27 protein-coding genes and 1 tRNA gene are annotated in these 26130 nt (G+C 69.9%); 19 read left to right on the forward strand and 9 right to left on the reverse strand.

The annotated features are described in order from the left end of the window. Positions 1–168 precede the first annotated feature (168 nt). The 10 genes from tyrS to OVA17_RS11420 all read left to right on the forward strand — a co-directional run bounded on the left by tyrS (position 169) and on the right by OVA17_RS11420 (position 9937). Entirely contained in the window at positions 169–1482 is a 1314-nt protein-coding gene (gene tyrS / locus OVA17_RS11375) for a tyrosine--tRNA ligase (RefSeq protein ID WP_267786657.1), read from the forward strand. A gap of 1 nt (position 1483) precedes the next feature. Then, complete coding sequence (locus tag OVA17_RS11380; RefSeq protein ID WP_267786658.1) at positions 1484–2293, forward strand: DUF4184 family protein; 810 nt, start codon at positions 1484–1486, stop codon at positions 2291–2293. 286 nt (positions 2294–2579) lie between these two features. Beyond that, positions 2580–3482 (forward strand): ParA family protein, encoded by a 903-nt coding sequence (locus OVA17_RS11385; RefSeq protein ID WP_267786659.1) that lies wholly within the window; start codon positions 2580–2582, stop codon positions 3480–3482. After that, on the forward strand, positions 3466–4338 hold the full coding sequence (locus OVA17_RS11390) for a segregation and condensation protein A (protein WP_420712417.1): 873 nt from the start codon (positions 3466–3468) through the stop codon (positions 4336–4338). The genes OVA17_RS11385 and OVA17_RS11390 overlap by 17 nt, the downstream gene beginning before the upstream one ends. Next, the gene (scpB, locus tag OVA17_RS11395; protein WP_267786660.1) at positions 4328–4954 is read left to right on the forward strand and encodes an SMC-Scp complex subunit ScpB; all 627 of its coding nucleotides are present in this window, start codon (positions 4328–4330) and stop codon (positions 4952–4954) included. Before OVA17_RS11390 ends, scpB begins: the two co-directional genes overlap by 11 nt. Beyond that, positions 4951–5736 carry a pseudouridine synthase gene (locus OVA17_RS11400; RefSeq protein ID WP_267786661.1) on the forward strand — a complete coding sequence of 262 codons (786 nt, stop codon included), beginning with the start codon at positions 4951–4953 and terminating at the stop codon, positions 5734–5736. The genes scpB and OVA17_RS11400 overlap by 4 nt, the downstream gene beginning before the upstream one ends. A gap of 52 nt (positions 5737–5788) precedes the next feature. Beyond that, positions 5789–6922 carry a prephenate dehydrogenase gene (locus OVA17_RS11405; protein WP_267786662.1) on the forward strand — a complete coding sequence of 378 codons (1134 nt, stop codon included), beginning with the start codon at positions 5789–5791 and terminating at the stop codon, positions 6920–6922. Continuing rightward, complete coding sequence (gene cmk, locus OVA17_RS11410) at positions 6915–7658, forward strand: (d)CMP kinase (RefSeq protein WP_267786664.1); 744 nt, start codon at positions 6915–6917, stop codon at positions 7656–7658. Before OVA17_RS11405 ends, cmk begins: the two co-directional genes overlap by 8 nt. After that, complete coding sequence (gene der, locus OVA17_RS11415; protein ID WP_210076496.1) at positions 7648–9171, forward strand: ribosome biogenesis GTPase Der; 1524 nt, start codon at positions 7648–7650, stop codon at positions 9169–9171. The genes cmk and der overlap by 11 nt, the downstream gene beginning before the upstream one ends. A gap of 328 nt (positions 9172–9499) precedes the next feature. Next, the gene (locus OVA17_RS11420) at positions 9500–9937 is read left to right on the forward strand and encodes a DUF805 domain-containing protein (protein ID WP_267786665.1); all 438 of its coding nucleotides are present in this window, start codon (positions 9500–9502) and stop codon (positions 9935–9937) included. A gap of 137 nt (positions 9938–10074) precedes the next feature. Here the strand turns inward: OVA17_RS11420 and OVA17_RS11425 are convergent, their stop codons facing one another. Beyond that, entirely contained in the window at positions 10075–10488 is a 414-nt protein-coding gene (locus tag OVA17_RS11425) for a GNAT family N-acetyltransferase (RefSeq protein WP_267786666.1), read from the reverse strand. Between the two features lie 164 nt (positions 10489–10652). Between OVA17_RS11425 and OVA17_RS11430 the strand changes: the two genes are divergently transcribed. Further along, entirely contained in the window at positions 10653–11555 is a 903-nt protein-coding gene (locus tag OVA17_RS11430) for an NUDIX hydrolase (RefSeq protein ID WP_267786667.1), read from the forward strand. A gap of 910 nt (positions 11556–12465) precedes the next feature. On the opposite strand, the gene OVA17_RS11435 is transcribed toward OVA17_RS11430, so the two are convergent. Next, positions 12466–12849 (reverse strand): RNA-binding S4 domain-containing protein, encoded by a 384-nt coding sequence (locus OVA17_RS11435; protein ID WP_267786668.1) that lies wholly within the window; start codon positions 12847–12849, stop codon positions 12466–12468. A gap of 42 nt (positions 12850–12891) precedes the next feature. Then, entirely contained in the window at positions 12892–13470 is a 579-nt protein-coding gene (locus OVA17_RS11440; protein ID WP_267786669.1) for a GNAT family N-acetyltransferase, read from the reverse strand. Positions 13471–13593: 123 nt separating this feature from the next. On the opposite strand from OVA17_RS11440, the gene OVA17_RS11445 reads away from it, so the two are divergent. Further along, positions 13594–13667: transfer RNA gene (locus tag OVA17_RS11445), tRNA-Pro, on the forward strand. Positions 13668–13763: 96 nt separating this feature from the next. Next, on the forward strand, positions 13764–13922 hold the full coding sequence (locus OVA17_RS11450; RefSeq protein WP_267786670.1) for a hypothetical protein: 159 nt from the start codon (positions 13764–13766) through the stop codon (positions 13920–13922). A gap of 34 nt (positions 13923–13956) precedes the next feature. On the opposite strand, the gene OVA17_RS11455 is transcribed toward OVA17_RS11450, so the two are convergent. Then, on the reverse strand, positions 13957–14127 hold the full coding sequence (locus OVA17_RS11455) for a hypothetical protein (RefSeq protein ID WP_267786671.1): 171 nt from the start codon (positions 14125–14127) through the stop codon (positions 13957–13959). Between the two features lie 341 nt (positions 14128–14468). Between OVA17_RS11455 and OVA17_RS11460 the strand changes: the two genes are divergently transcribed. Both OVA17_RS11460 and OVA17_RS11465 read left to right on the forward strand, forming a co-directional pair. Continuing rightward, a complete protein-coding gene (locus tag OVA17_RS11460; protein WP_267789386.1) occupies positions 14469–15548 on the forward strand; it encodes a fatty acid desaturase family protein in 1080 nt (359 codons plus the stop codon). A 155-nt stretch (positions 15549–15703) separates the two neighbouring features. Continuing rightward, complete coding sequence (locus OVA17_RS11465; RefSeq protein ID WP_267786673.1) at positions 15704–16639, forward strand: alpha/beta fold hydrolase; 936 nt, start codon at positions 15704–15706, stop codon at positions 16637–16639. A gap of 3 nt (positions 16640–16642) precedes the next feature. On the opposite strand, the gene OVA17_RS11470 is transcribed toward OVA17_RS11465, so the two are convergent. Next, entirely contained in the window at positions 16643–17605 is a 963-nt protein-coding gene (locus OVA17_RS11470; RefSeq protein ID WP_267786674.1) for an NADP-dependent oxidoreductase, read from the reverse strand. Positions 17606–17724: 119 nt separating this feature from the next. Between OVA17_RS11470 and OVA17_RS11475 the strand changes: the two genes are divergently transcribed. Further along, complete coding sequence (locus OVA17_RS11475) at positions 17725–18675, forward strand: LysR family transcriptional regulator (RefSeq protein ID WP_267786676.1); 951 nt, start codon at positions 17725–17727, stop codon at positions 18673–18675. Here the strand turns inward: OVA17_RS11475 and OVA17_RS11480 are convergent. The 3 genes from OVA17_RS11480 to OVA17_RS11490 all read right to left on the reverse strand — a co-directional run bounded on the left by OVA17_RS11480 (position 18632) and on the right by OVA17_RS11490 (position 22388). Continuing rightward, a complete protein-coding gene (locus tag OVA17_RS11480; protein ID WP_267786677.1) occupies positions 18632–20299 on the reverse strand; it encodes an FAD-binding dehydrogenase in 1668 nt (555 codons plus the stop codon). The genes OVA17_RS11475 and OVA17_RS11480 overlap by 44 nt on opposite strands. 92 nt (positions 20300–20391) lie before the next feature. Next, positions 20392–21684, reverse strand: coding sequence for an ABC transporter permease (locus OVA17_RS11485; protein ID WP_267786678.1), 1293 nt, complete (start codon positions 21682–21684; stop codon positions 20392–20394). Further along, complete coding sequence (locus OVA17_RS11490) at positions 21681–22388, reverse strand: ABC transporter ATP-binding protein (protein ID WP_267786679.1); 708 nt, start codon at positions 22386–22388, stop codon at positions 21681–21683. Before OVA17_RS11490 ends, OVA17_RS11485 begins: the two co-directional genes overlap by 4 nt. A 132-nt stretch (positions 22389–22520) precedes the next feature. Between OVA17_RS11490 and OVA17_RS11495 the strand changes: the two genes are divergently transcribed. Then, entirely contained in the window at positions 22521–23729 is a 1209-nt protein-coding gene (locus tag OVA17_RS11495) for a sensor histidine kinase (RefSeq protein ID WP_267786680.1), read from the forward strand. Then, positions 23726–24388: a response regulator gene (locus OVA17_RS11500; RefSeq protein WP_267786682.1), complete on the forward strand. Its 663-nt coding sequence runs from the start codon at positions 23726–23728 to the stop codon at positions 24386–24388. The genes OVA17_RS11495 and OVA17_RS11500 overlap by 4 nt, the downstream gene beginning before the upstream one ends. Before the next feature lie 445 nt (positions 24389–24833). Here OVA17_RS11500 and OVA17_RS11505 read toward each other — a convergent pair whose 3' ends face one another. Further along, positions 24834–25046 (reverse strand): alternative tryptophan synthase beta-subunit, encoded by a 213-nt coding sequence (locus OVA17_RS11505; protein WP_267786684.1) that lies wholly within the window; start codon positions 25044–25046, stop codon positions 24834–24836. A 508-nt stretch (positions 25047–25554) separates the two neighbouring features. Here OVA17_RS11505 and OVA17_RS11510 point away from each other — a divergent pair. Next, the gene (locus tag OVA17_RS11510) at positions 25555–25950 is read left to right on the forward strand and encodes a barstar family protein (protein ID WP_267786685.1); all 396 of its coding nucleotides are present in this window, start codon (positions 25555–25557) and stop codon (positions 25948–25950) included. The last annotated feature ends 180 nt before the right edge of the window (positions 25951–26130 follow it).

Genomic DNA, 26130 nt, shown 5'->3' on the forward strand with positions numbered 1-26130 from the left:
CACCGACTGAGGCCGACACGGTCGATGGTCATCACCGAGGGAGACGGCTTCGAGAACGCTGCTTCTTCCCGCTGAGCCGCCCGCCGCCGGCCAGTCTCCGCGGCGACCCCGCTGAGCGCCCGGGCGATGGCATCCGGACTCGGACACCCCCGCTGATAGCCTAAACCGGTGTCTGCCTCCACCGATGCGGCGCCCGTGAGCGCCCTCGCCCCCGCCAACGACCCGACCTTCGACAACGTCTGGGACGAGCTGGTGTATCGCGGTCTGGTGCACGTCTCGACCGATGAGGGCGAGCTGCGCGAGCTCCTCGGTGGCGACCCCATCACGTTCTACTGCGGCTTCGACCCGACCGCCCCGAGCCTGCACCTGGGCAACCTCGTGCAGCTGCTCACCATGCGCCGGTTGCAGCTCGCCGGGCACCGCCCACTCGGGCTCGTCGGCGGGTCGACGGGCCTGATCGGCGATCCTCGCCCGACGGCCGAGCGCACCCTGAATACGCCCGAGACGGTGGCCGAGTGGGTCGGCAAACTCCGGGATCAGGTCGAGCGCTACCTCAGCTTCGAGGGCGAGAACGCCGCGCGCATCGTCAACAATCTCGACTGGACGGCGCCGCTCAGCGCCATCGACTTCCTCCGCGAGATCGGCAAGCACTTCCGCGTCGGCACGATGCTGAAGAAAGACGCGGTCAGCGCGCGCCTGAACTCCGAGGCCGGAATCAGCTACACCGAGTTCAGCTACCAGATCCTTCAGGGCATGGACTACCTCGAGCTGTTCCGCCAGTACGGCTGCATCCTGCAGACCGGCGGCAGCGACCAGTGGGGCAACCTCACCAGCGGCACCGATCTCGTTCGCCGCGTCGAAGGGGGCTCGGTTCACGCCATCGGCACGCCGCTGATCACCAACAGCGACGGCACGAAGTTCGGCAAGAGCGAGGGCAACGCCATCTGGCTCGATGCCGAGATGTGCAGTCCGTGGGTCATGTACCAGTTCTGGCTCAACACCGACGACCGCGACGTGATCGAGCGCCTCAGGGTGTTCACGTTCCTCACGCGCGCCGAGATCGAGGAGTACGAGACCCTCGTCGAGGCGGAGCCGTTCCGTCGTGCGGCGCAGAAGCGTCTCGCTCGTGAGGTGCTGACGACCGTGCACGGCGTCGAGGCGACCGAGGCCGTCATCGCCGCGACCGAGGCGCTGTTCGGGCAGGGCGATATGACCGTGCTCGACGCCGCCGTGCTGCGCAGTGCGCTCGAGGAGCTGCCCCACGCGACCGTCGCCGCCGGATCCACCGTCGTCGAAGCGCTCACCGCCACGGGGCTGTGCGCGAGCCTCAGCGAAGCGCGACGAGCGATCTCGCAGGGCGGTGTCTCGCTCGACGGCGAGAAGGTCACGAGCGACGAGGCGGTCGTCGAGGGCACGCTCCCCGGCGGTGTCTCGGTGCTCCGCCGCGGCAAGAAGACGCTCGCGGGGCTGTTCCTGAGCTGACATGCCGTTCACACCGAGCCACGCCGTCGTCGCGCTGCCCTTCCTGCGCACGCGGCTGGTTCCGGCGGCGATCGCGATCGGGGCGATGACTCCGGACCTGCCGCTCTTCGTTCGCGGGATGTGGCCCGGCTACGGACTCACGCACGATTTCGCGTGGGTGCCGATCACCGTCGTGGTGGCGTTCGTGCTCCTGCTCGTGTGGCGGTGCGTGCTGCGACCGGCGAGCCGGGAGCTGCTGCCGCGCGCGGTCGCGGAGCGCCTGCCGGCGGAGTGGGATGCCGGTGCCCGCACGGCGCTGCGCGAGAGCGTGGGCGGGGGAGTCGTCGGCATCCTGTGGCTCGTCGTCTCGCTCGCGCTGGGCGTCGTCTCGCACATCGCGTGGGACCTGTTCACGCACGAAGGCCGGGTGGGGGAGCAACTGTTCCCGGCGCTCTCGGGGCAGTGGGGGATGTTCACGGGCGCGAAGTGGCTGCAGCATGCGTCGAGCGCGTTCGGCCTGCTCGTGCTCGCCATCTTCGCTCTCGTGTGGCTGTCGCGGCACGCGCCGCACCCGGTGCGGAGGGTGATCCCGGATGCCGCCCGCGCGGCGTGGTGGCTCTCGCTCCCGGTCGCGCTGGTCGGTGCCGCGCTCGTCGCGCTCGCGGTGCAGGGCGGGTTCGGCGCGGACTACACGCCCACGCACCTCATCTACGGCGTGCTGACGAAGGTCGCCGCGGCCTGGGCGGCGCTGACGCTCGCGCTGGCGGTGGTCGTGCAGGTGCGGCGCGCGCGGGCGGTCGACGCGAAGCGGGCTTCGACGTACGGTCAGTGATTCGCGCAGCCTCAGCGGGATGCGGGCCTTTCGCGCGGAGGGTGTACGAATCACGGAGGTTGTGCGACGGGTTGCGGTCCTTCGACAGGTGCGGGGACCGCGGGCCGGGCTGCGGCGCGCGCGAGGTCAGTGATTCGCGCAGACTCAGCGGGACGTGGTCCTCTCGCGCTGAGGTCGTGCGAATCGCTGAGGTCGTGCGGGGCGGAGGGATGCCGTGTGCCGAGGCGGCGACCACCCGCGGGTCACACGGGCTCGGCGGCGGGCGGCGGCTAGACTCGGGGACGTTATGACGAAGGCGGGAGACTCGGTGTCGGCGAGCACAAAGGGCCAGAAGACGGGCGCAGACGAGGTCATCCTCGGACCCACCGGTCGCCCCTACCAGGGGTTCCCCACCCCCAAGCCGCTCGACAGCCACGGCCCGGCTCGCATCATCGCCCTCTGCAACCAGAAGGGCGGCGTCGGCAAGACGACGACCACGATCAACCTGGCGGCCTCGCTCGCGGGCTACGGTCGTCGCGTTCTCGCGATCGACTTCGACCCGCAGGGCGCGCTGTCGGCGGGCCTGGGCATCCAGACGCACGATGTGCCGACCATCTACGACCTGCTGCTCGACACCAAGCGCGACCCCCGCGAGGTCATCGTCTCGACGCGCGTCGACGGTCTCGACATCCTCCCCGCGAACATCGACCTCTCGGCCGCCGAGGTGCACCTCGTCAACGAGGTCGCGCGCGAGACGATCCTCGCCCGGGTGCTGCGCAAGGTCGCGGCGGACTACGACGTCATCCTCATCGACTGCCAGCCCTCGCTCGGTCTGCTGACCGTCAACGCCCTGACCGCCGCGCACGGCGTGCTGATCCCGCTCGAGTGCGAGTTCTTCGCCCTCCGCGGTGTCGCCCTGCTCGTGGAGACCATCGACAAGGTGCGCGATCGCCTCAACCCGGCGATCGAGCTCGACGGCGTCCTCGCCACGATGTACGACCCCCGCACGCTCCACTCGCGCGAGGTGCTCGAGCGCGTGGTCGAGGCCTTCGGCGACGACGTGCTCGAGACGGTCATCGGTCGCACGGTGAAGTTCCCGGATGCCTCGGTCTCGGGCATGCCGATCACCGAGTTCGCTCCCGAGCACGCAGCCGCCCAGGCCTACCTGCGGTTGGCGCGGGAGCTGGTCGCCCGTGGCGCCGTCGCCTGACGACGCCCCCGCCGGCACCGGCCTCGCGGTGCCATCGGTCCTCGAGGCCGTCGACGGGTCTGGAACCCCCGACGCCCCCGGCTTCCGTGTCACCCTCCCCGTTTTCGACGGACCCTTCGACCTGCTGCTCACCCTCATCGCGCGCGCCGAGCTCGACATCACCGAGGTCGCACTGAGCCGCGTGACCGACGAGTTCATCGCGTACCTGCGCGAGATGGGCCCGGAGAGCGATCTCGACGAGGCCTCCGAGTTCCTCGTCGTCGCCGCGACCCTCCTCGACATGAAGATCGCCGGCCTCCTCCCGCAGGGGGAGCTGGTCGATGCCGAGTCGGTGGCGCTCCTCGAAGCTCGCGACCTGCTGTTCGCGCGCCTGCTGCAGTACCGCGCCTTCAAGGAGGTGTCGGCGTGGTTCGCCCGGTGCCTGCAGCGCGAGGACAAGCGGCACACGCGCAACGTGCGACTCGATGAGAAGTACCGCAGCGCGGTGCCCGAGCTGAAGTGGACCCTCAGCGTCGACGATTTCGCCGCGCTGGCCGTCGTCGCCTTCGCGCCCAAGCAGATCCCCACGGTGGGTCTCGACCACCTGCACGCGCCCCTCGTGAGCATCCGCGAGCAGGCCGCGATCGTGGTGACCCTGCTGCGATCGGCGGGAACACTGAACTTCCGCGACCTCGTCGCCGGCGTCACCGAGACCGGGGTCGTCGTCGCTCGGTTCCTGTCGATCCTCGAGCTGTACCGCCACGCGGCACTGTCGTTCGAGCAGCTCGAACCGCTGGGGGAGCTGACGCTCCGCTGGACCGCCGAGCGGTGGTCGGAAGAGAACCTCGCCGCCCTGGGAGCCGACTATGACCGATGACGCCACGTTCCCGTCGCCACAGCTCACCGACGCCGCTCCGGCCCCGCGCCCGAGCGATCCGGCATCCGTCGCCCGTCGCCTCGAGGCGATCCTGCTGGTCCTCGACGAGCCGCAGAGCCTCGTCAGCCTCGCCGCCGCCGTGGGTGCGCCCGTCCCGGCCGTCCGCCAGGCCGTCGAGGCGCTCGTCGCCGACTATGACGGCCAGACCGGGGGACCGGTCCGCGGCTTCGAGCTGCGCGAGGTCGGCGGCGGCTGGCGCCTCTACGTACGCGAAGAGTACGACGACGTCGTCGGCGAGTTCGTGAACACCCAGGCGCCCTCGCGCCTGTCTCAGGCGGCGCTCGAGACCCTGGCCGTCATCGCGTACAAGCAGCCCGTCACGCGCGGGCAGGTGGCATCCATCCGCGCGGTGAACGTGGACTCCGTGGTGCGCACGCTGCTGTCGCGCGGACTCATCACGGAGGTCTTCACTGACTCCGACACGGGCGCGATCCACTACGGAACGACCGACCAGTTGCTGGTCAACCTCGGCATCAACTCGCTCGACGAGCTGCCGCACATCTCGCCGTTGCTCGACGACGGCTCGGACGGATTCGACGGAGAGGTATTGAAATGAGCGACGATTCGACGGGAGCCGCGAGCGAGGACGGCATCCGCCTGCAGAAGGTGCTGGCGAACAGGGGAGTGGCCTCGCGCCGCGTCGCCGAGCAGATGATCGTCGAGGGACGCGTGCGAGTGAACGGCGTCGTCGTCACCGAGCTCGGCCGCCGCATCCACCCCGAGACCGACCTCGTCGACGTGGACGGTACGGCCATCCAGCTCGACGAGTCCAAGCGCTACGTCATCCTCAACAAGCCCACCGGCGTCGTCAGCTCCATGAGCGACGACCGCGGCCGCCCCGATCTGCGCCAGTACACGAAGGACTGGGAGGAGCGCCTCTACAACGTCGGACGACTGGATGCCGACACGAGCGGTCTTCTCGTCCTCACCAACGACGGCGACCTCGCGCACGTGCTCGCGCACCCCTCGTTCGGGGTGACCAAGGTGTACATCGCCAAGGTCGAGGGGCAGGTGCTGCCCCAGACGATCCAACGCCTCATCAAGGGCGTCGACCTCGAAGACGGGCGGATCGTCGCCGACAAGGCGCGCCTGCTCGACGCCTCCCGCGGCGAGAGCCTGGTCGAGCTGACCCTGCATTCGGGCAAGAACCGGATCGTCCGCCGCATGATGGCTGCGGTCGGTCACCCGGTCATCGAGTTGGTCCGGCGGCAGTTCGGACCGCTCCACCTGGGAACTCTCCCGGTGGGCAAGGCCCGCGAGTTGACTACAGTAGAACGCGGTGCCCTGCTCACGCTGTCCCGCCAGGACGACAGCGCTCCGGCCGATCCGGCGGAGTGAGCCTCTCGGGCGCTTCGCGGTGCCAGCGGCGCCGCCCAGGGCAGGAGACCCGATGAGCGAAGTCAACGGAACGTCCGCGCGCGCGGCCGGGTCTTTGGCGACCCGTACGAGCGGCACCGTCCGCATCGTCGGCTCGGGGCTGCTGGGAGCCAGCATCGGCCACGCGCTCACCGCCCGCGGTGTCGACGTCGTGCTCGTCGACGCGTCGCCGTCGCAGCTGCGGCTCGCCATCGACTACGGTGCCGGTCGGGCCGAACGACCCGACGACAGGCCCTCGCTGATCGTGGTGGCTGTTCCGCCCGATGTCACGGCCGACGTCGTGCAGCGCGAGCTCGAGACATTCCCGGATGCCGTGGTCACCGACGTCGCGAGCGTGAAGCTCGAGCCGCTGCGCACGCTGCGTGAACGTGGCGTCGACCTCACCCACTACATCGGCTCGCACCCCATGGCCGGTCGTGAGCGCGGCGGAGCCATCTCGGCCCGCGCCGACATCTTCGTGGGGCGCCCGTGGGTGGTCTGCCGCGACGGCGAGACCTCCGCGCACGATCTCTCCCTGGTCGAGGGCCTCGCTCTCGATCTCGGCGCGACCCTGATCGAGATGACGCCGGAGGAGCACGACGAGTCCGTCGCGCTCATGTCGCACGTTCCGCAGCTCGTGGCGAGCCTTCTCGCCGGGCGCTTCGTCGAGGCCCCCGACGGTTCGCTGCGTCTCGCGGGTCAGGGCGTGCGCGACACGACGCGCATCGCGGCCTCCGCTCCGGAACTGTGGGTGCAGATCCTCGGGGCGAACGCGGCGCCCGTCGTCGAGGTGCTCGATCAGCTCGCCGCCGACCTCACCGCTGTCGCCGGGGCCCTGCGCGATCCCGAGGTGCCCGGTGCACGTCGCGCGGTCGCCGACACCATTCGCCGCGGCAACGAGGGCGTGGAGCGCCTGCCGGGCAAGCACGGCCAGAATCGCCGTTTCGATACCTTCGTCGTCATGGTCGACGACACCTCCGGCCAGCTGGGGCGCCTGTTCGGCGAGCTCGGCGACCTCGACGTCAACGTCGAAGACCTACGCCTCGAGCACTCGCCCGGAGCCCCGTTCGGCCTGGCCGAGATCAGCGTCGTCCCCGACGCGGTCCGCCGCGCCGTCGACGGCCTCCAGCAGCGCGGTTGGCGGATTGCGAGCACCACCCATGACTGATTCCACCTCCGCGCTCTTCCGGCCCGGTCTCGCCGCGCCCGCCGAGGGTTCGGCATCCGCCCCCGCCGTCATCGCGATCGACGGCCCCGCCGGCAGCGGCAAGTCCAGCGTGTCCAAGGCCGCCGCCACCCGTCTCGAATACGGCTTCCTCGACACCGGTGCCGCCTACCGCGCCCTCGCCTGGCACGCCCTCGCGCACGAGGCCGACACCTCCGACGCGACGGCGGTGCTCGAGGTCTTCGGCGACTTCGACTACGCGATCTCGCTCGACCCGACCGATCGCTGGGTACGCGTCGGCGGCACCGACGTCACCGCCGCCATCCGCGAACCCCGCGTGACCGATGCCGTGAGCGGCGTGGCCCGCGTTCCCGCGGTGCGCCACGCGGTGAACGAGCTGTTCCGCCGGCTCGTGGCATCCGCTGCTCTTCCGGGCGTCGTGGTCGAAGGCCGCGACATCACCACGGTCGTGTTCCCCGACGCCCCCGTGCGCATCCTCCTCACCGCCGCTCCCGAGGTGCGCGCCGCGCGCCGCAGTGCGGAGCTGACGGATCAGGATGCCGCGAAGGTCGCCGCCGCCCTCCACCAGCGCGACGCCGCTGATTCCACGGTCGTCGACTTCCTCACCGCCGCCCCCGGCGTGCAGGTCGTTGATTCGACCCACCTTGATTTCGAACAGACCGTCGACGCCGTGCTGAGCGTCGTCGACTCCACGATGGGAGCCCGCGATGGGCGTTGAAGACGAGTACGAGGGCGGGCCCGACCAGCTCGCCGAGAAGATGGAGCAGCTCGACGAGGTGCTCGCCGAACAGCGGGCCGAAGCGTTGCGCGCGGGCCTCGAGGACTTCGACCTCGACGAGGAGGACGCGGCGCTGCTCGCCGGTCTCGCCTCGGGCGAGGGAGCGATCGAGTTCCTGCCGGCGCTGCCGGTGGTCGCGATCGTCGGCCGCCCGAACGTGGGCAAGTCGGCGCTGGTGAACCGCATCCTCGGTCGCCGCGAGGCCGTGGTCGAGGACACCCCCGGTGTCACCCGCGACCGCGTGACCTACAAGGCCGAGTGGCTCGACCGGCGCTTCTCGCTGGTCGACACCGGCGGCTGGGAGCCCGACGCGAAGGGCATCGACCGCTCGGTCGCAGCGCAAGCCGAGGTCGCGATCGATCTCGCCGACATCGTCCTGTTCGTGGTGGATGCCACGGTGGGAGCGACCTCGACCGACGAGCACGTCGTGAAGCTGCTGCGAAAGAGCGGCAAGCCGGTCTTCCTCATCGCGAACAAGGTCGATGACGCCCGCCACGAGCCCGAGGCCGCCGCCCTGTGGAACCTCGGACTCGGCGAGCCGCACCCCGTGTCGGCGATCCACGGCCGCGGCGTGGCCGACCTGCTCGACGAGATCATGAAGGTGCTGCCCGACGTGTCGGCGGTCGCCCGATACGAGATCGGCGGACCTCGCCGCGTCGCGATCCTCGGTCGCCCGAACGTCGGCAAGTCGTCTCTCCTCAACAAGGCGGCCGGCGAAGAGCGCGTCGTCGTCAACGAGCTCGCCGGCACCACCCGCGACCCCGTCGACGAGGTCGTGGAGCTCGGTGGCAAGCTCTGGACGCTGGTGGACACCGCCGGCATCCGTCGCCGCGTGCACCTGTCGCAGGGCGCCGACTTCTACGCGTCACTGCGCACCTCGACGGCGCTGGAGAAGTCCGAGGTCGCGGTCGTCGTCATCGACGTGTCGCAGCCCATCAGCGTGCAGGATCTCAACATCATCGACCTCGTGCTCGAGTCGGGTCGCGCGCTCGTGCTGGCGTTCAACAAGTGGGATCGCCTCAACGACGACGACATGGAGAACCAGGACCGTCGCCGCTACCTCGAGCGCGAGATCGAGCAGGACCTCGCGCACGTCGCCTGGGCCCCGCGCGTGAACATCTCGGCCCGCACCGGTCGCCACCTCGACAAGCTCGTGCCGGCCCTCGAGCAGGCGCTCGAGTCGTGGGACACCCGCATCCCGACCGGAAAGTTCAACGCCTTCCTGTCGGAGCTCGTCGCCGAGCACCCGCACCCGCTGCGCGGTGGCAAGCAGCCGCGCATCCTGTTCGGCACGCAGGCGGCGACGCGTCCGCCGACATTCGTGCTGTTCACGACCGGGTTCCTCGACCCGGGCTACCGCCGGTTCATCCAGCGGCGCCTGCGCGAGATCTACGGCTTCGAGGGCACGCCGATCGTGCTCAACATGCGTATTCGCGAGAAGCGCCAGCGCTGAGTCGCGCAGCGAGCGCCCCGATCCCCACGTGGGGGGTCGGGGCGCTTTCGCGTGCTGGGGCGTGTGCCTCGCGCGCACGGCGGTGGGGCGGCGGCGTGTGTGCGCTGCGTCTGCGGGCCCGTATGTCGCGCGAGACTGCAACTCGCTGACGAGTCGGTTGCAGGCTGACGTGGGTGTGTCAGCGAGATGCCGTCTCGCGCGCGGTGGGTGCCGTGAGGCACGGACGGGCACGAGCGCAAGCGGGGTCGGGCCGGACCGGGTGGTCGATACAGTGCTCTCGCGACGGCGACGCCGTGGCATCCGCCCTCCACTGACGCCGGGAGACCCCATGACCACCGCCGTCCCGCCGCTCGACCAGCCGTATTACGGCGCGCCGTTGGGCGCTGCGGTCCGCCGCGTCTTCGCGAAGTACGCCACCTTCCGTGGGCGCGCGAGCCGCAGCGAGTACTGGTGGTGGGTGCTGACCGCCGCCGTCGTAGGCACGGTGCTGAACGCGCTGCCCACGCTGACCGATGGCATCCGTATCGAAGCCAATGGCTCGACGACCGTCACCGGACCGCTCGGGGTGGTCCTCGGGACGATCTGGCTCGTGTGGGCCCTCGCAACCATCGTCCCGACGTTCGCGGTGCTCGTGCGGCGCCTGCACGACACCGGTCACAGCGGCTTCTGGGTGTTCATCGGGGTGGTGCCGCTCATCGGCGTCCTGGTTCTCTTCGTCTTCACGCTCCAGGGGCCGCGGCCGGAGGGCGCGCGTTTCGACGCGTGAGGCATCGGCGCTCGTCGTTCCGGATGCCGTGGGCCCGGCGCTCCACTCGCGCGCGGCCTCGGCGGTGGGGGATGACGGGCGGCGACCGACGTGTCAGCGGGATGCGGCGTCGGCGGGGGGAGCCGGCATCCGGTGTCTCAGAGGGGCGCCGCGGGGCGCACGAGAGCCGTCTGGTCGGGCTCGGCGAAACCGAACTGACGGTAGAGGCCGTGCGCGTCGCTCGTGAAGAGGGTCCAGCGGAAGTGAGGACCCGGACCCTCGTCGATCATCAGCGAGACCAGGCCCTTGCCGAGGCCGTGGCCGCGGTGCGCGGCGACGACGAAGACGTCGGCCAGGTAGGCGAATCCGACGCCGTCGGAGATCGCCCGCGCGAAGCCCACCAACGCGCCCGTCTCTCGGTGGTACGCGGCGACGACACGCCAGGCGCTGTCGAGCTGGGCCTCGACGTCGGTTCGGGTGCGCCAGCGCCCCCAGTACGCCTCGGTGCTCAGCCACTGCCAGACCGCGTCGCGGTCGACCCGTTCGGGGTTGTCGTCGAATTCATACTCCATCCGACGATTGTGGCAACTCCAGGCGAGTCGGACTTCCCCGCGGCCGAGGGGTGGCGGTCATATCGCGCTTCTCGGCGCGGTATGTGCGTTGGCGCGGGTGATCTCATGGCGTCTCGTGACGCTCGGCGGGGACCGTCGGTCCTGTGTGTGCCAGGCTGGAGACGATGACGATCGAGCCCCCCGCCCCCGGCGAGCCGCGACGCCCGCACGGGCCTCGCGACCCGGGCGATGCCTGGGTCGTCGCGCCCACGGGCGAGAAGTACTGGGGTCGTTTCGGCGCCGCGGGTCTGCTCGCCCTCGACCCCGAGCGCGGAGTGCTGCTGCAGCATCGCGTCTCGTGGAGCCACTTCGGCAACACGTGGGCCCTGCCGGGTGGCGCGCGGCACGAGGGCGAATCCGCTCGAGACGGCGCCCTGCGCGAATCGGGCGAAGAGGCGGGAGTGCCGGCGGATGCCGTGAGTGCGCGCTTCGAGAGCGTTCTCGACCTCGGCATCTGGTCGTATTCGACTCTCGTCGCCGATGTGACGACCCCGTTCGAGCCCGTGATCAGCGATCCCGAGAGCGTCGCCCTGAAGTGGGTCGCCGTCGACGACGTCGATTCCCTGCCGCTGCACCCCGGCTTCGCCGCCTCGTGGCCGGCCCTGCGCCAAGCGCTCACCGCGCGGCCGGCGATCGTCGTCGACGTGGCCAACGTCATGGGTTCGGTTCCCGACGGGTGGTGGAAGGATCGCGCCGGTGCCGCGACCCGTTTGGTTACGAAGCTCTCGCGGCTGGCGGAGCGGGGAGTGGATGCCGAGGCGCTCGGGCTGTCCGCGACGCGCTGGTTCCCGGTGGTCACGGCGGTGCTGGAGGGCCAGGCGCGGTCTGCCGAGCCGGTGGCACCCCCGGTCGAGGTGCGGCACGCGCCGGGCGAGGGCGACGACGAGATCGTCGCGGTCGTGCGCGAGGTCGCGGGGGCGTGCCGCCCGGTGGTCGTCGTGACGAGCGACCGCGAGCTGTCGGCGCGCGTCGAGGAGCTCGGGGCGAGCGTGCGCGGTGCGCGCTGGTTGTTGGATCAGCTGGACTGACGGCTGTGGGGCGTCACCGCCCCGACGTCGTGCGTGCGGCGAGGGGTCTGCGGTGTCGTTAGGTCAGCGGTGTCGCTGGGTCAGCGGTGTCGCTGGGTCGGCGGTGTCGCTGGGTCGGCGATTCGCGCAAGGTCAGTTGGCGGGGTCGGCTGAGGTTGTGCGGATTGCGGAGGTTCTGCGAGCGTGCGGGGGCGGCGCCTGTCCAGGGTCTGAGATTCGCACAAGGTCAGTTGGCGGGGCCGGGGGTCGGCTGAGGTTGTGTGGATTGCCGAGGTTGTGCGGGGCGTGCTGAGGCGGCGCGTGCACAAGGTTTGAGATTCGCGCAAGGTCAGTTGGCGGGGCCGGGGGTCGGCTGAGGTTGTGCGGATTGTGGAGGTTGTGCGGGGCGTGCGGGGGCGGCGGGTGCACGAGGTTTGAGATTCGCGCAAGGTCAGTTGGCGGGGGTGCTGCTTGGCTGAGGTTCTGCGGATTGCCGAGGATGTGCGGGGCGTGCTGAGGCGGCGCGTGCACAAGGTTTGAGATTCGCGCACGATCAGGTGCGGGGGTCGCTGCTTGGCTGGGGTTGTGCGGGTTACCGAGGTTGTGACGCGCCGGTCAGTCGGGGTCGCGGCCGCGGAGTTTCTCGGTGTCGCGCAGGTCGCGCTAGATCTGAAATTCGCGCAAGGTCAGTTGGCGGGGGCGCGGTTCGGCTGGGGTGTGGGGGTTGTGCCGGGATGTGCGGGGCGGCGGGTGCACGAGGTTTGAGATTCGCGCGAGGTCAGCCGGCGGGGCCGGGGGTCGGCTGAGGTTGTGCGAATTGTGGAGGTTGCTCGGGGCGGGGCGTGCTCAGGGTCTGAGATTGGCACAAGGTCAGTTGGCGGGGCCGGGGGCCGGCTGAGGTTCTGCGGATTGCCGAGGCTGTGACGCGCGGTCAGTTGGGGTCGCGGCCTCGGAGCTTTTCGATGTCGCGGCGGTCCCGCTTGGTGGGGCGACCGGCGCCGCGATCGCGCACCGGAACGAACGGCATGCTCTCTTTCGAGGGCGGCGGGGGAGTGCGGTCGTCCACCGACTCCGCGACGAGGGCCGCGCCGACACGCTTCGCGATCGTCTTCTTCACGACGAGGATCCGGTCGAAGCCCTGGATGCGCACACGCAACTCATCGCCGGGGCGCACAGGTTGGGCGGCCTTGGCCCGCTCACCGTTGACCCGGACGTGCCCCGCGCGGCACGCGGTGGTCGCCGCAGACCGGGTCTTGTAGACGCGCACCGCCCAGAGCCACGCATCGACGCGTGCGGTGGTCGCGGCATCCGTCATGTCAGGTCTTTCGTCGGCGAACCTCCATCGTAGGTCGGGCGGTCAGTCGCGCAGGCTCAGCGAGACGAGGGCGCGATCGGGCTTGGGGCGATCGACGATGTCGAAGCCCGCCTTCTCGAACATCGACACGGTGCCGCGATACAGCTGGTTGGCGGAGCGCTTCGTGACGGTGGTGTCGAGGGGATACGCCTCGATGACGCGGGCGTCGGCCTCGCGGGCGGTGGAGACCGCGGCATCCAGGAGCCTCTTCATCAGGCCTTGACCGCGGTGGGTCGTGCGAACGACGAAGCACGAGATCGACCAGACGTCGTCGGCGTCGAGGGGCTCGTCCGTCGCGGTCGTGACGTCGCGTGTACGCAGGAGGCGCGCCTGGTCGATGCGGGGACCGACGCGTACCCAGCCCGCGGGCTCGCCGTCGACGTAGGCGATGAGTCCGGGAGCGCGATCGCCGTGCATCTCGGCGTGAAATCGCGCGGTGAGGTCGTCGCGCGAGGTCTTCTGAAACTCGGCGTTCGTGAGCAGCCACCATTGGCACTGGCAGCCGGGACCGTCTCCGCTGTCGAGCGCCGTCTCGGCGTCGTCGAAGCGGTCGCCGGTGGCGGGGAGGATCTCGATCGTCATGCCCGAGACCGTAGCGAGGGGTTCCGACATCGACAAGGGAGTGCGCACACGCCCGGGGTGGCCGTTGGTTCGCGGGGGAGTCGGCGAGGGGCTAATATAGGGGAGTTGCCCGCTCGCGGGTAACGGGATGTGGCGCAGCTTGGTAGCGCACTTGACTGGGGGTCAAGGGGTCGCAGGTTCAAATCCTGTCATCCCGACGGAATGGGTCGGAACTCGCAAGAGTTTCCGGCCCTTCGTCTTTTCTCGGGGGATGTCCGAGAGCTCGTCACCGCAGCGCCCATCGGGTGAGCCTCATGTTCGATTTCGACGAGTTCGTGATCGCGCTTCCGTCCATCGTGATCATCGGTGGGATCTCGGCCCTGGTGTCGTGGCTAGTCATCCGCGGCGCAGTCCTCTCCGCACAGCGCACGTACCGCCGGGAGCAGATCGAGGGGCACTCGGACCAGCTCTGAGGCGCGGCCGGTCGAACCACCCCCGTCCGCCCGATCACGAGAAGTCGAACGTCAACACCGCCGTACGCGTCTCGGGTTCGAAGAACAGCAGGATCGCGTCGGCGCCGTGCCATCGCCAGGGGTACCCCGACGTCGCCGCGATGAACTGGAACGGGCGGCCGTCGGCCACCGCCGCGTCATCTCCGCGCGCCGCGTCGTCAGACACAGCCAGGACGCGAACGTGGCCGACGAAATGCCAGTGCCCGTCAGCCTAGGGAGCCCCCGGCCCCGCCGTCCTCCTCGAGATCCACGTCGACCCTCTCGACCAGCTCACCCACCGCGCGGCAGCCCTGAAAACGGCCCGAGACTGGCAATCGCCTGGGCAACGCCATCGCCATCGACCCGGAACATGCGGAATTCCGGGGATCACGGCGTCGCCGTATGCGCCTGCGCGCATACGCTCCCCGTAGCGTGGCCAACAAGTCGTCGGCATCTGCCCCCGGCTTCGAGACTTCGGTCACCCCCACCGAGGAGCACGCATTGGCTGCACCCGTCATCGAGTCCCGGATGGGACCGATCCGTCAGACCTACAAGGGAACGACGGAGTTCCCGCCCATGGCCAAGGCCTACACGGAGTTGTCGCAGGTCGTCCGTGAGACGGGCCTGCTCGTTCGCGCCCGCCGGTTCTACGCCCTGGTCGGCACCGTCCTCGCCCTCGGGTTCGGCGGGGCGATCACCGGCTTCGTCCTGCTCGGCGACAGCTGGTTCCAGCTGCTGATCGCCGCGGCCCTCGGCATCCTGTTCACCCAGGTGGCGTTCCTCGCCCACGAGGCCGCGCACAAGCAGATCTTCTCCTCGGGTAAAGCCAACGACCGCCTCGCGCTGTGGCTCGCGGCCGGTGTCGTCGGCATGAGCCTGTCGTGGTGGACCTCGAAGCACACCCGCCACCACGCCAACCCCAACCGCGTGGGCAAAGACCCCGACATCGAGATCGACACGATCTCGTTCATCGAGGTCGACGCCGCCAAGGCGCGCGGCCTGCAGCGTTGGATCACCCAGCGCCAGGGGTGGGCGTTCTTCCCCCTGCTCACGCTCGAGGGCGCCAACCTCCACTTCATCGGTCTGCGCCACCTGCTCTCGAAGGAGCCGGTCAAGGGCCGCTGGACGGAGCTCGGCCTCATCGCCCTGCGCTTCGCGGTCTTCGTGGCTCCGGTGTTCGTCTTCCTGCCGCTCGGCATGGCCTTCGCCTTCGTCGGCGTGCAGCTCGCCGTGTTCGGTCTGTACATGGGTGCCTCGTTCGCGCCGAACCACAAGGGCATGGCCGTCATCGCTCCCGATGCGAAGCTCGACTTCTTCAGCAAGCAGGTGCGTACCTCGCGCAACATCACCGGCGGGTGGTGGGCCACGTGGCTCATGGGCGGTCTGAACTACCAGATCGAGCACCACCTGTTCCCGAACATGCCGCGCCCGCACCTCAGCAAGGCCCGTGCGATCGTCAAGGAGCACAGCCAGACGCTCAACGTCCCCTACGTCGAGACCACCTTGTTCGAGTCGTACGGCATCGTCATCCGTTACCTGAACCAGGTGGGGCTCGCCGCTCGCGACCCGTTCGAGTGCCCCATGACTTCGGCGGCCGCGCGGGCCTGACGCCCGCACGACCATCCATCCCAGAGGGCCCCGCATCGCGCGGGGCCCTCTGTCGTGGTTTCGGTGACAAATGTCACCGCGAGTGGTGACCGACGGCTCTCCCGCCCACGGGGGTCCGCTGGTCGACTGGAGGAACCTCGACCCGAAGGATCCCCGTGAAGAAATCCACCCGCCTCGCCCTCCTGTTCCCACCCGTCGTGATCGTCGGCGTCCTCGCGGCGACGCTGGCCACCACGGCCGCCGTCAACGCCGTGGCCACCCGCGCCGAGGCCGCGGAGATCACCCCGTACGGCCAGCGGGTTCCCGTGGGGGGTCGTTCGATGAACGTCGTCGTGAGCGGTGACCACGCGGAGACCATCGTGCTGCTGCCGGGCCTGGGCACCGCGGCACCCGGCCTCGACTTCGCCCCGCTCATCGACCAGCTCGACGACACGTACCGCGTCGTCGCCGTCGAGCCGTTCGGAACCGGGCTGAGCGATCAGACCGACGTACCGCGCACGGCCGCGAACATCACGAGCGAGGTGCACACGGCGCTGGAGTACCTCGGCGTCGACCGCTACGCGCTCATGGGGCACTCGATCTCGGGCATCTACGCGCTGACCTACGTCGAGGCGTATCGCGATGAGGTGACGGCGTTCGTCGGCATCGACAGCAGCGTGCCGGACCAACCCGGCGGTGACGAACCGATCGCGACCGACTCCCTCGCCCTCTTGAACACTCTCGGCCTCACCCGCGCCCTTCGAGCGCTCGCCCCCGACCCGTACGAGGGACTGCCCTACGGCGCGAACGAGAGGGAGCAGATGCGTCTGCTCACGAACGCGAACTCCGCGGCGCCGACCGTGCTCGACGAGATGGCCCACGCATCGACGAATTTCGCCGACGCGGGAGGTCGACGCTTCCCCGCCGACCTCCCGGTGCTGCTGTTCGCGCGCGTGGCCGACGACGACGTCGAGGGATGGGTCGACCTTCACCGCGCCCAGGCGGCATCCGTCGACCGGGGCGAGATGGTGCCGATGGCGGGCGAGCACTACCTGCACCACACGCTCTCGCGCGAGATCGCCGAGGGTACGCGCCGCTTCGTCGGCGGCTGAGGCTCAGGGCACGAGAACGATCTTTCCCGTCCCCGTCCCCGCCTGCCCGAACGCGTGCGCTGCCGCGGCGTCGGACAGGGGGAACGTCTTCGCGACGACCACACGCACCTGGCCGCTCGCCGCGAACTCGGCGAGGCGTTCCCGGAACGAGAGTCGGTAGGCGGTGCCGGCATCCTGACCCGGTCCATAGCCGAGGAGCTTGATGCCGGTGCCGTGGCGTCGGTCCGAGCCCGTGATCGAGGCGATGCGGGCGGGATCCGCGACGAGCGCGAGCGAGACGTCGAGCGCTTCGTCGGTGCCGACGGTGTCGATCGCGGCGTCGATTCCGTCCGGCGCGACGCCGCGCACTCGATCGGCGAGCCCCGCACCGTACTCGACGGGGATCGCGCCGAGTTCGCGCAGCAGCTCGTGATGACGGGCTGAGGCGGTGGCGATCACCCGCGCGCCGAGCTGCCTCGCGAGTTGCACGGCCATGAGCCCGACTCCGCCCGCGCCGCCGTGGACGAGCACGGTCTCTCGTGCGCCGAGCCCGGTCGCCGCGAGGGTGTGGGCGGCGGTGAGGCCCGCGAGCATGAGCGACCCGGCCTCCGCCCAGCCCAGCGCGGCGGGTTTGGGAATGAGGGATGCCACGGGTGCGACGACGTGATCCGCATACGCCGCGTGCGCGGGATAGACGATGACATCGTCGCCCACCGCGGTGCCCTCGACGCTCGAGCCGACCGCGATGACCGTTCCCGCGGCATCCATGCCGAGCGCCGGAAGCGTCTCGGTCAATCCGGCCTCCTCTTTCTCGTCGTCGTCCACGTCGTGGAAGGCTCCGCTGTAGAGCTTCCAGTCGAGCGGGTTCACGCCGGCAGCGCGCACGCGCACCACGACCTCGTCGGGCCCGGGCTCGGGGGTGTCGATCTCGATCACCTCGAGTACGTCGGGACCGCCGAAGGCGCGCGGGCGGATGACTCTGGACATGGGGACCTCCGGGATCAGGGGGCGGCTCGATCTCGCGCCCGATCCATCGTCGCCCGGGGAATGGGTTTCAGAAAGCGCAACATACGCAAACCGTCATTGCGTCAGACACAATGATGAAGGTGGCGATCGAACAGATGGACCTCAATCTCCTGCGCGCACTCGACGCGCTCCTGCAGACGGGCAGCGTGTCGCTGGCCGCGGAGCGTCTGCATCTTTCCGTGCCCGCGACCAGCCGGGCGCTGGGTCGTCTGCGCCAGACGATGAACGACCCGCTGCTCGTGCGCGCGGGCCGCGGCATGGTTCCCACCCCGTTCGCGCTGCGGACGGCGCCGCGCGTGCGGTCTCTCCTCGAGGAGATCGAACGCCTCCGGCGTCCCGCCGCCGACGACCCGTCCGCGTGGCACCGAACGTTCTCGATCCGCATCAACGACGCCCTGTCGCCCGTGCTCGCGCCGCGGCTCACGCGTCTGGTCGCCACCCGTGCCCCGCACGTCCAGCTGCGGTTCGTGGCGCAGCAGTCCAAGACGGTCGAACTCCTACGCGATGGCACCCTCGATCTCGACGTGGGCGTCGTCGATCCCGGTCCGCCCGACGTGCGAGCATCCGTCCTCTTCGCCGACACCTTCGTCGCCGTGGTCTCGGCGGCATCGAGAATCGGACGGATGCCGCGGCTCGATCTCGACGAGCTGTGCGCGGTGCCGCACGTCTCGGCATCGCGCCGCGGACTCGATCGCGGTCCGCTTGATGAGGCCCTGGAAGCGCGGGGGCGGAGCCGGCGCGTCGTCGCTGTGGTCCCGACCTACGCGGTCGGTGCGCTGATGGCGCTCGAGGACGACGTGCTGTGCCTCATCCCCTCGGTGCTCGCCCGGCACCTGACCGAGCGCGGGGTGCCCTTGCGCGTGCACGAGGTTCCCGTCGACCTGCCGAAGGCCACCGTGCAGCAACGGTGGCACGAGCGGGTCGAAGCCGATCCGGCATCGCTCTGGCTGCGCGCGATGACGCAGGAGGCGGTCGGTGAACTCCGGCTCACAGACTCCCCGCCAACGCCCTCCCCACCGTCCGCCCAGTGAACAGGCACCCGCCGAGGAAGGTCCCCTCGAGGGCGTTGTACCCGTGGGCCCCGCCGCCGCCGAAGCCCGCGGCCTCGCCCGCCGAGTAGAGGCCGGGGATCGGCATCCCGGATCCGTTCAGGGCGCGGCCGTCGAGGTCGGTCTGGATGCCGCCGAGCGTCTTGCGCGTGACGATCCAGAGTCGTACGGCGATGAGCGGGCCGTGGCGGGGGTCGAGGATCGCGTGGGCGGGGACCGTGCGGAAGAGTCGATCGCCGCGAAAGCGTCGACTGTTCTGGATGCCGATGGTCTGAGCGTCTTTCGAGTACGGGTTCACGACCTCGCGGTCACGCGCCTCGAGCTGCCGGCGGATCAAGTCCTCGTCGAGGAGGTCGTCTCCGGTGAGGGCGTTCATTCCGCGCACGAGCTCGGCCAGGGTGTCGGCGACGACGAAGTCGGCTCCCTCCCGCTTGAAGTCCTCGACCGGGCCGGGAGCGGCACGCCCGAGCCGCGTGCGCAGCAGCAGAGCCAGGTCGCGGTTGGTGATGTCGGGGTTCTGCTCCGACCCCGACAGCGCGAACTCCTTCTTGATGATCGTCTGATCGAGCACGAACCACGAGTAGTCGTATTCGACGAGGTCGGGCGTCGATCGCAGGATCTTCAACGTTCCGAGGGTGTCGTACCCGGGCAGCCCCGGGAGGGGCAACCGGCGACCGCGCGCGTCGAGCCACATCGAGGAGGGACCGGGCAGGATCCGGATGCCGTGACCCGGCCACACGGGGTTCCAGTTCTGCAGCCCCTCGGTGTAATGCCACATACGATCGCGGTTCACCAGCCGCACGCCCTGGTCGGCGGCGATGTCGAGCATGCGTCCGTCGACGTGCGCGGGGACGCCGGTGACCATCGTGCGCGCGGGAGTGCCGAGGCGATCGGGCCACCAGCGGCGCACTCGCTCGTGGTCGCCGCCGATACCGCCCGAGGCGATGACGACGGCCTGCGCCGAGAGCTCGAACTCGCCGACCACCTCACGTGACGACGACACCCCGCGCGGGGAATCGTCGGGGGCGAGGATCGCGCCGCGCACGCCCGTCACGGCGCCGTCGGTGAAGACCAGTTCGTCGACCCGGTGGCGGAACCGCAGGTCGACGGCATCCGCCTTTCTCGCTTTTTCGGCGAAGGGTTCCGAGATCCCGGTGCCCGTTCCCCACGGCACGTGGAAGCGGGGAACGGAGTTGCCGTGGCCCCCGGCGCTGAGCGACCCGCGTTCCGCCCAGCCGACGACGGGGGTGAACCTCACGCCCTGCTGTTGCAGCCACGCGCGCTTCTCGCCGGCGGCGAACTCGACGTACGCCCGCCCCCACTTCTGCGCCCACTCGTCCTCGGGGTGCGCGCCATCCAGGCGGTCCCAGCCGGCGGAGCCCTGCCAGTCCTGCCAAGCGAGCTCGAACGAGTCCTTGACCCGGAGACGGCGTTGCATGGGGGAGTCGACGAGGAAGATCCCGCCGAACGACCAGAACGCCTGCCCGCCCAGGTTGGCGGCGTTCTCTTGCTCGACGATGATCACGCGCTTTCCCACGCGCACGAGCTCGTTGCTGGCGACGAGGCCCGCGAGCCCTGCTCCGATGATGATGACGTCGGCGTCCATGTTCTCCCTCGGCGTCGAGTGGCGGGACCCACGCTACGCCGGTCGACGCGTCGAGGGCCGGTGCGGGGAGTCCCCGCGCACCGGCCCTCGTCTCACTCGTATCGCAGCGACTCGACCGGGTCGGCGCGCGCGGCACGCGCCGCCGGCAATGTTCCGGCGAGGAAAGCGATCCCCATCACCGCCAGCGTCGTCACGACGATCGACACCGGATCGAAGGCGATGAGCTGCAGGCCGGGTAGGTCGCTGAACAGGCTCGTCGCGAGTTGGGCGCTGACCGCCGTCCCCACCCCGATCGCCACGACCGCGCCGAGCGCACTGCCCAGCAGACCGATGAAGATCGCCTCGAGGCTGAAGAGCGTGAACACGCGTCCGCTCCCCATGCCCATCGCCTTCATCAGGCCGATTTCCCGCGTGCGTTCCTGCACCGACATGAGCAGGGTGTTGACGATGCCGAAGCTCGCGGCCAGCAGCGCGATGATCGCGAAGGCGTTCAGGACCAGCACGATCCCGTTGATCACCGCTTCGAAGGTGCCCAGCTGATCGGCGACCGTCGTGCCGGTGTAGCCGGCGTCGGTGAGCGCGGCCTTCACGTCGGTCCCTTTCGCACCCGCTGCCATCGTCGCGCTTGCCGAGGCGTACCGGTCGAGCTGGTCGGCGGGGACGCCGGTGTTCTGCGCGGCCGACAGGGCGTCCTCGAGCGCGGCGTTCGTCCTCAGCGTCGTGGTGCTGCCGAAGGCCTCCTCGGTCACCCCGGTCACCGTCGCCTCGACCGTGTGTCGCGTGCGCACCGGATCGGTGACCGCGATGGTCACGGTGGCACCCACGGCCGCTTCGGCGTCGGCGAAGCCCATCGGCGCCACCAGGCCGTCGGGCAGGGCGACCTCCAACGTCTCGGTACCGTCGTCGGGCGCTGCCCCCGCTCCCAGCTGCGGCGTCTGTCCCGCCACGAGGCTCCCGGCCCGCGCGACATACGGGTCACCGCCGGGCGCCTGCACGTAGTCGATCGTCACGGACTTCACCGGTACGACCCGCGCGATACCCGGCACCGCTGCGAGCGTCGTGATGTCCTGATCCGTGAGCGCTGTCACCTCGCTCGTCGTTCCGGGAGGGCCCGACTGACGCCCCGACGAGATGGCACCCGGATCGTATTTCTGAGGACCCGTGGATGCCGTAGCGTCGGTGCTCGTCTTCGTCACGGTCAGCGCATCGGAGGCGCCCATCGCGCTGACGGTGCTGTCGATGAAGGCGTTGATGCCGGTTCCGAGCCCGTTGGTGATGGTGAGGGTGAAGGCGCCGACGAAGATCGCCAGCACCGTCAGGATCGTGCGGGTCTTCGAGCGGAAGGTGTTGGCGACGGCGGTGCCGACGAGGTCGAGGATTTTCATGCCGCGCTCCGCTCTTCGGCGACGATCAGGCCGTCGCGGATCTGCACGCGGCGGTCGCACCGCGCCGCCAGGTCTTCGTCGTGCGTCACCACGATCAGGGTGATGCCGTGCTCGCGATTGAGGCGGAAGAGGATGTCCTCCACGACCGCTCCGGTCGCCGAGTCGAGGTTGCCGGTGGGCTCGTCGGCGAAGATCACCTGCGGGTCGTTCACGAGCGCCCGCGCGATCACCGCGCGCTGCTTCTGTCCGCCCGACAGAGCGGTGGCCTTGTTGCGGGCCTTGTCGCCCATGTCGAGCTCGGCCAGGGCGGCCAGCCCTCGACGCTTGCGCTCGGCGCGTCCCACCCCGGCGATCTTCAGCGGCAGCACGACGTTGTCGAACACCGACGCGGTCGGCGTCAGGAAGAACTGCTGGAACACGAAACCGAAGGTCTTGTTGCGCGTGCGGTTGAGCCGGCGTCCGCGCAGGGTCGTGGCATCCACTCCGTCGAGGCGCACGGTGCCGCGCGTAGGTGCGTCCATCAGTGCCAAGAGGTGCATGAGCGTGGACTTGCCCGAGCCGCTCTTGCCGAGGATCGCGATGCTCTCGCCGCGATGGATGTCGAGGGTCACCCCGCGCAGCGCGTCGAAGCGGGCGGAACCTCGGCCGTACGACTTGTGCAGGTCGGTGACCGAGAGGAGTGGGGGAGCGGGATCGGATGCCATGACCTCACCCTCGCGCTCGAACCTCGGATGCCGCGTCCCACCGCCGGGGAGGACGCCTCCCCCCACGGGGGTATTCGACAATGACCCGCCGGGGCGATCGTCGGACAGGGAGCGAGGGGACAGACTGGTCGGGTGAGCGCCCCCGGATCGACGATGCCCGCGCGTCGCGCGATGCGGGCGGCGCGTCCGTGGCTCGTCGACCTCGGCTTCGGCTTCCTCATCGTCGGACCCGCGTTCGCGCCCATCCCCGTCGCCGAGATGCGTCCGGCGAACACCCTCGCCCTTGTCCTGGTGCTGCTTCCGGCCGCGGTGCTGCCGCTGCGGCGCGTGCGTCCCCGGGTCGCGCTCGCCGCGTGCGCGGCGCTGTACCTGGGGGCGTTGAGCCTGGGAACCCTCTCTCCCGGCGCGACCCTCGCGCTGATCGTCTCGATGTACGCCGTCGCCCAGCGCACGACCCGGCGGGTGTCGGTCCCGGCTGGCCTCGTGGCCGTGATGGTCGTGGCGGGGGTGAGCATCGCCATCACGCTCGTCACCGGCATGGACACGCGTTTTCTTCAGGTGGCCCTCGCCCTCGCCCTCGCGGGCGCCGTCGGCGACGCATCCCGATCGCGACGCGCGTACGTCGAAGCGGTGGAGGAGCGGGCACGACGGGCCGAAGAGACCCGTGAGGCCGAGGCCCGTCGGCGCGTCACCGAGGAGCGCCTGCGCATCGCGCGCGACCTGCACGACGCGGTCGCGCACCGCATCTCGGTGATCAGCCTGAACGCCGGTGTCGCGTCGTCGTCGATCGAGACGCGACCCGAGAAGGCACGTGAGGCGCTCGCCACCATCCGCACCACCTCGCGCGACGTGCTCGGCGAGATCGGCGGGATGCTCAGCGTGCTCCGCACCCCCGACGAGGCCGTGGCCCTCGAGCAGCCCGGGCTCGCGCGCGTTCCCGAGGTGGTCGAGTCGGTGCGCGTGGCGGGGTGGGACGTCGTGGTGCGCGACGAGATCGGAACGGATGCCGAGGCCTCCGCCATCCCGATCGGAATCGGCATCGTGGCCTATCGCGTCGTGCAGGAGGGCCTCACGAACGCGATGAAGCACGGCAGCACGCGCCGCGCGCACGTCCTGATGCGTCGCGACGGGGACGTTCTCGAAGTCGTCGTCACGAACCCCCTGGATCGCATGCCCGACCCCGAGGACGCACCGCCGACGTCGGGGTTCGGGCTCGTCGGTCTGCGCGAGCGCGTCGACGCCGTGCGCGGTGAGCTCGACGCCGGCCTCGCCCCCGGCGGCTACCGGCTGGCCGCGCGTCTTCCCCTCCCCGCCGCCGCTCGATCGGAGACCGCCCCGTGACCACCGTGATCGTCGTCGACGACCAGTCGCTCATCCGCTCCGCCGTTCGCGATCTGCTCGACGCAGCCGAGGGGATCACGGTCGTGGGCGAGGCCGTCGACGGCGAGACTGCTGTCGCGCTCGCCCGGCACCTCCGACCCGATGTGGTCGTGTGCGACATCCGGATGCCGCGGATGGACGGCATCGACGCCACCGCGGTGATCTGCGCCGACCCGGCCCTCACCGACACCCGGGTGCTCATCCTGACCACCTTCGAGGAGGACGAGTACGTCGTTTCGGCTCTGCGGGCCGGGGCGAGCGGGTTCATCGGCAAGGGCGCCGAGCCCGACGACATCGTGCGGGCGGTGCGAGCGGTGCACGAGGGGGGAGCCCTGCTCTCTCCGACGGCCACGCGCGCGCTGATCGAGACCTGGGTGCGCGCGGCTCCCGCGCCGGTGGGTGCGCCCCCGTCGCTCGAGGCATTGACCGATCGCGAACGCGAGGTCTTGCTGCTCATCGCGCGCGGGCACTCGAACGACGAGATCGCCGCCCAGCTGTTCATCTCTCCGCACACGGCGAAGTCGCACGTGAAGAACACGATGCTCAAGCTCGGGGCCCACGATCGCGCGCAACTGGTGATCGCGGCGTACGAGAGCGGGCTGCTCCGCCCCGGTCACTGACGGTTCTCGCTCGTACGATCGGTGGTGGTGATCACGGCGAAACAGATCGGTGAACTTCGCCAGCGGTGGAAACGGGAGAGCTACCGGATCGATCGACGACGAGCGGGGGTCGCGGTGCGGTGTTCCGTGGGTGCGCGATTCACGGGACAGCAATGGCGGCAAGCGACATTCATCGACTGCCGGTTCCGGCACACGGTCGTCACGCAGTCCGATTTCGGTGCGGCGACGTTCTCCGAGTGTCGATTCGAGGGGGGTTCTTGGGACCCGGACTCCATCTCTCGAGCGAGATTCGACGGGGAGCAGCCGCGCGTCCGCAGCGAGGCGCACTGACCGCCCGTGCGCGGATCATGCGCGCACTCACTCGCCGGGGCCGGGTGATCTTCGCGTCGAGGTTCGGGATGCAGGCCCCGGCGGTCGGCCGCCTCCGTCCGCTCGCTGCCGGTTCTCAGCGCGGGACGACGGGCGCCTCCGCTCGCCGCGGTGGGTAGTCGCGAAGCGAGATCTCGCGGCTGTCGAACATGCCTCGACGCGCGCGGACCATGGTCATGCCGGAGCGGCGCAGATTCTCGGCGAGTTCTGCCGTCAAGGGCGCGTGATGCGCTTTCTGCCATCCGCCCGCCAGCGTGTAGGTGTGGGTCACCGTGCGGGGTCGAGTCATGGATGCCTCCTGAGGGAACCGTAGCGCCCGTGAATCGCCCTCATCCCAAATGTCTCGCACCCGTCATCTGCCGGTTTTCCGGCGTAACCCGGTCGGTCACGATCGGAGCCGAAGCGCCCCCGACAATGTCGCTATGACCACCGCGCGCATCGTGATCCTGTTCGCCCTGGCCGCGGTCGACGGCGTCGGTTACCTGGAGCGGCGCATCCAATCTCTAGAGGGATGAGTAGTTAGCTAGGCGAAATATTGGTCGCTTGTCAAGCGCCCTCCGTGGCGATGGCCTCTCGCGGACACTTGATCCATGAAGAACGAGAACACGCCTCACGAGGGCCTTGCCGACGACTTCGCCGATCTCGACACCTCGCGCCCCTTCGGCTCGTACCTGTCGGTGATCAACGGCGGCAACTAGTCGTCCGGAACCTCCGAGCGAGGTTCGTACGAGAGGGCCGGATGCCGTGGGCGTCCGGCCCTTCGTCGTTAGCTCCCACCGTCCAGAAGAAGGGATTCCATGACCCCACGCACCATCGAGATCGACGGCACGACGATCCACGGCATCCCGTCGCTCTACGCCGAACTTAACCGCGTGTTCATGCCCGACGAGGAGTGGACGCTGGGCGAGAGCCTCGATGCCCTCGACGACCTGCTGTACGGCGGGTTCGGGGTGCTCAACGGGGCGGAGTCGGCGCTGGTGGTGTGGAAGCGGGCTGACATCGCGCGGGAAGCGCTGGGGATCGATGCGACGCGCGAGTACTACCGCGCCAAGCTCGCCCGGCCGGAGGTTTACTCCGCGGCCACCGCTCAGCGCGCCCTCGCTGCGCTCGAGTCGGGGGCAGGGGAGACGTACTTCGAGCTGGTGGTGAGGGTTTTCCGGGATCACCGGAACATCGAGCTGGTGCTCGACTGACGGGGGAGGGTGATCCGGTTCCGGTGGGAGAGTGCGATCCTGCCGCAATCATGCGTGGTCGCGCAGAGACGCTTCCATCCGAGCCAGGATCGCGCTCCGATACGAGAGCTTCTTGGCGGCGGTCAAAGAGGAGAGCCCGAAGCGCGATGCCGTAGTGAAGTCGGGGTTCGGTTGCGCCAA

It is taken from the genome of Microbacterium sp. SL75 (assembly GCF_026625865.1).
Classification (GTDB): Bacteria; Actinomycetota; Actinomycetes; order Actinomycetales; family Microbacteriaceae; genus Microbacterium.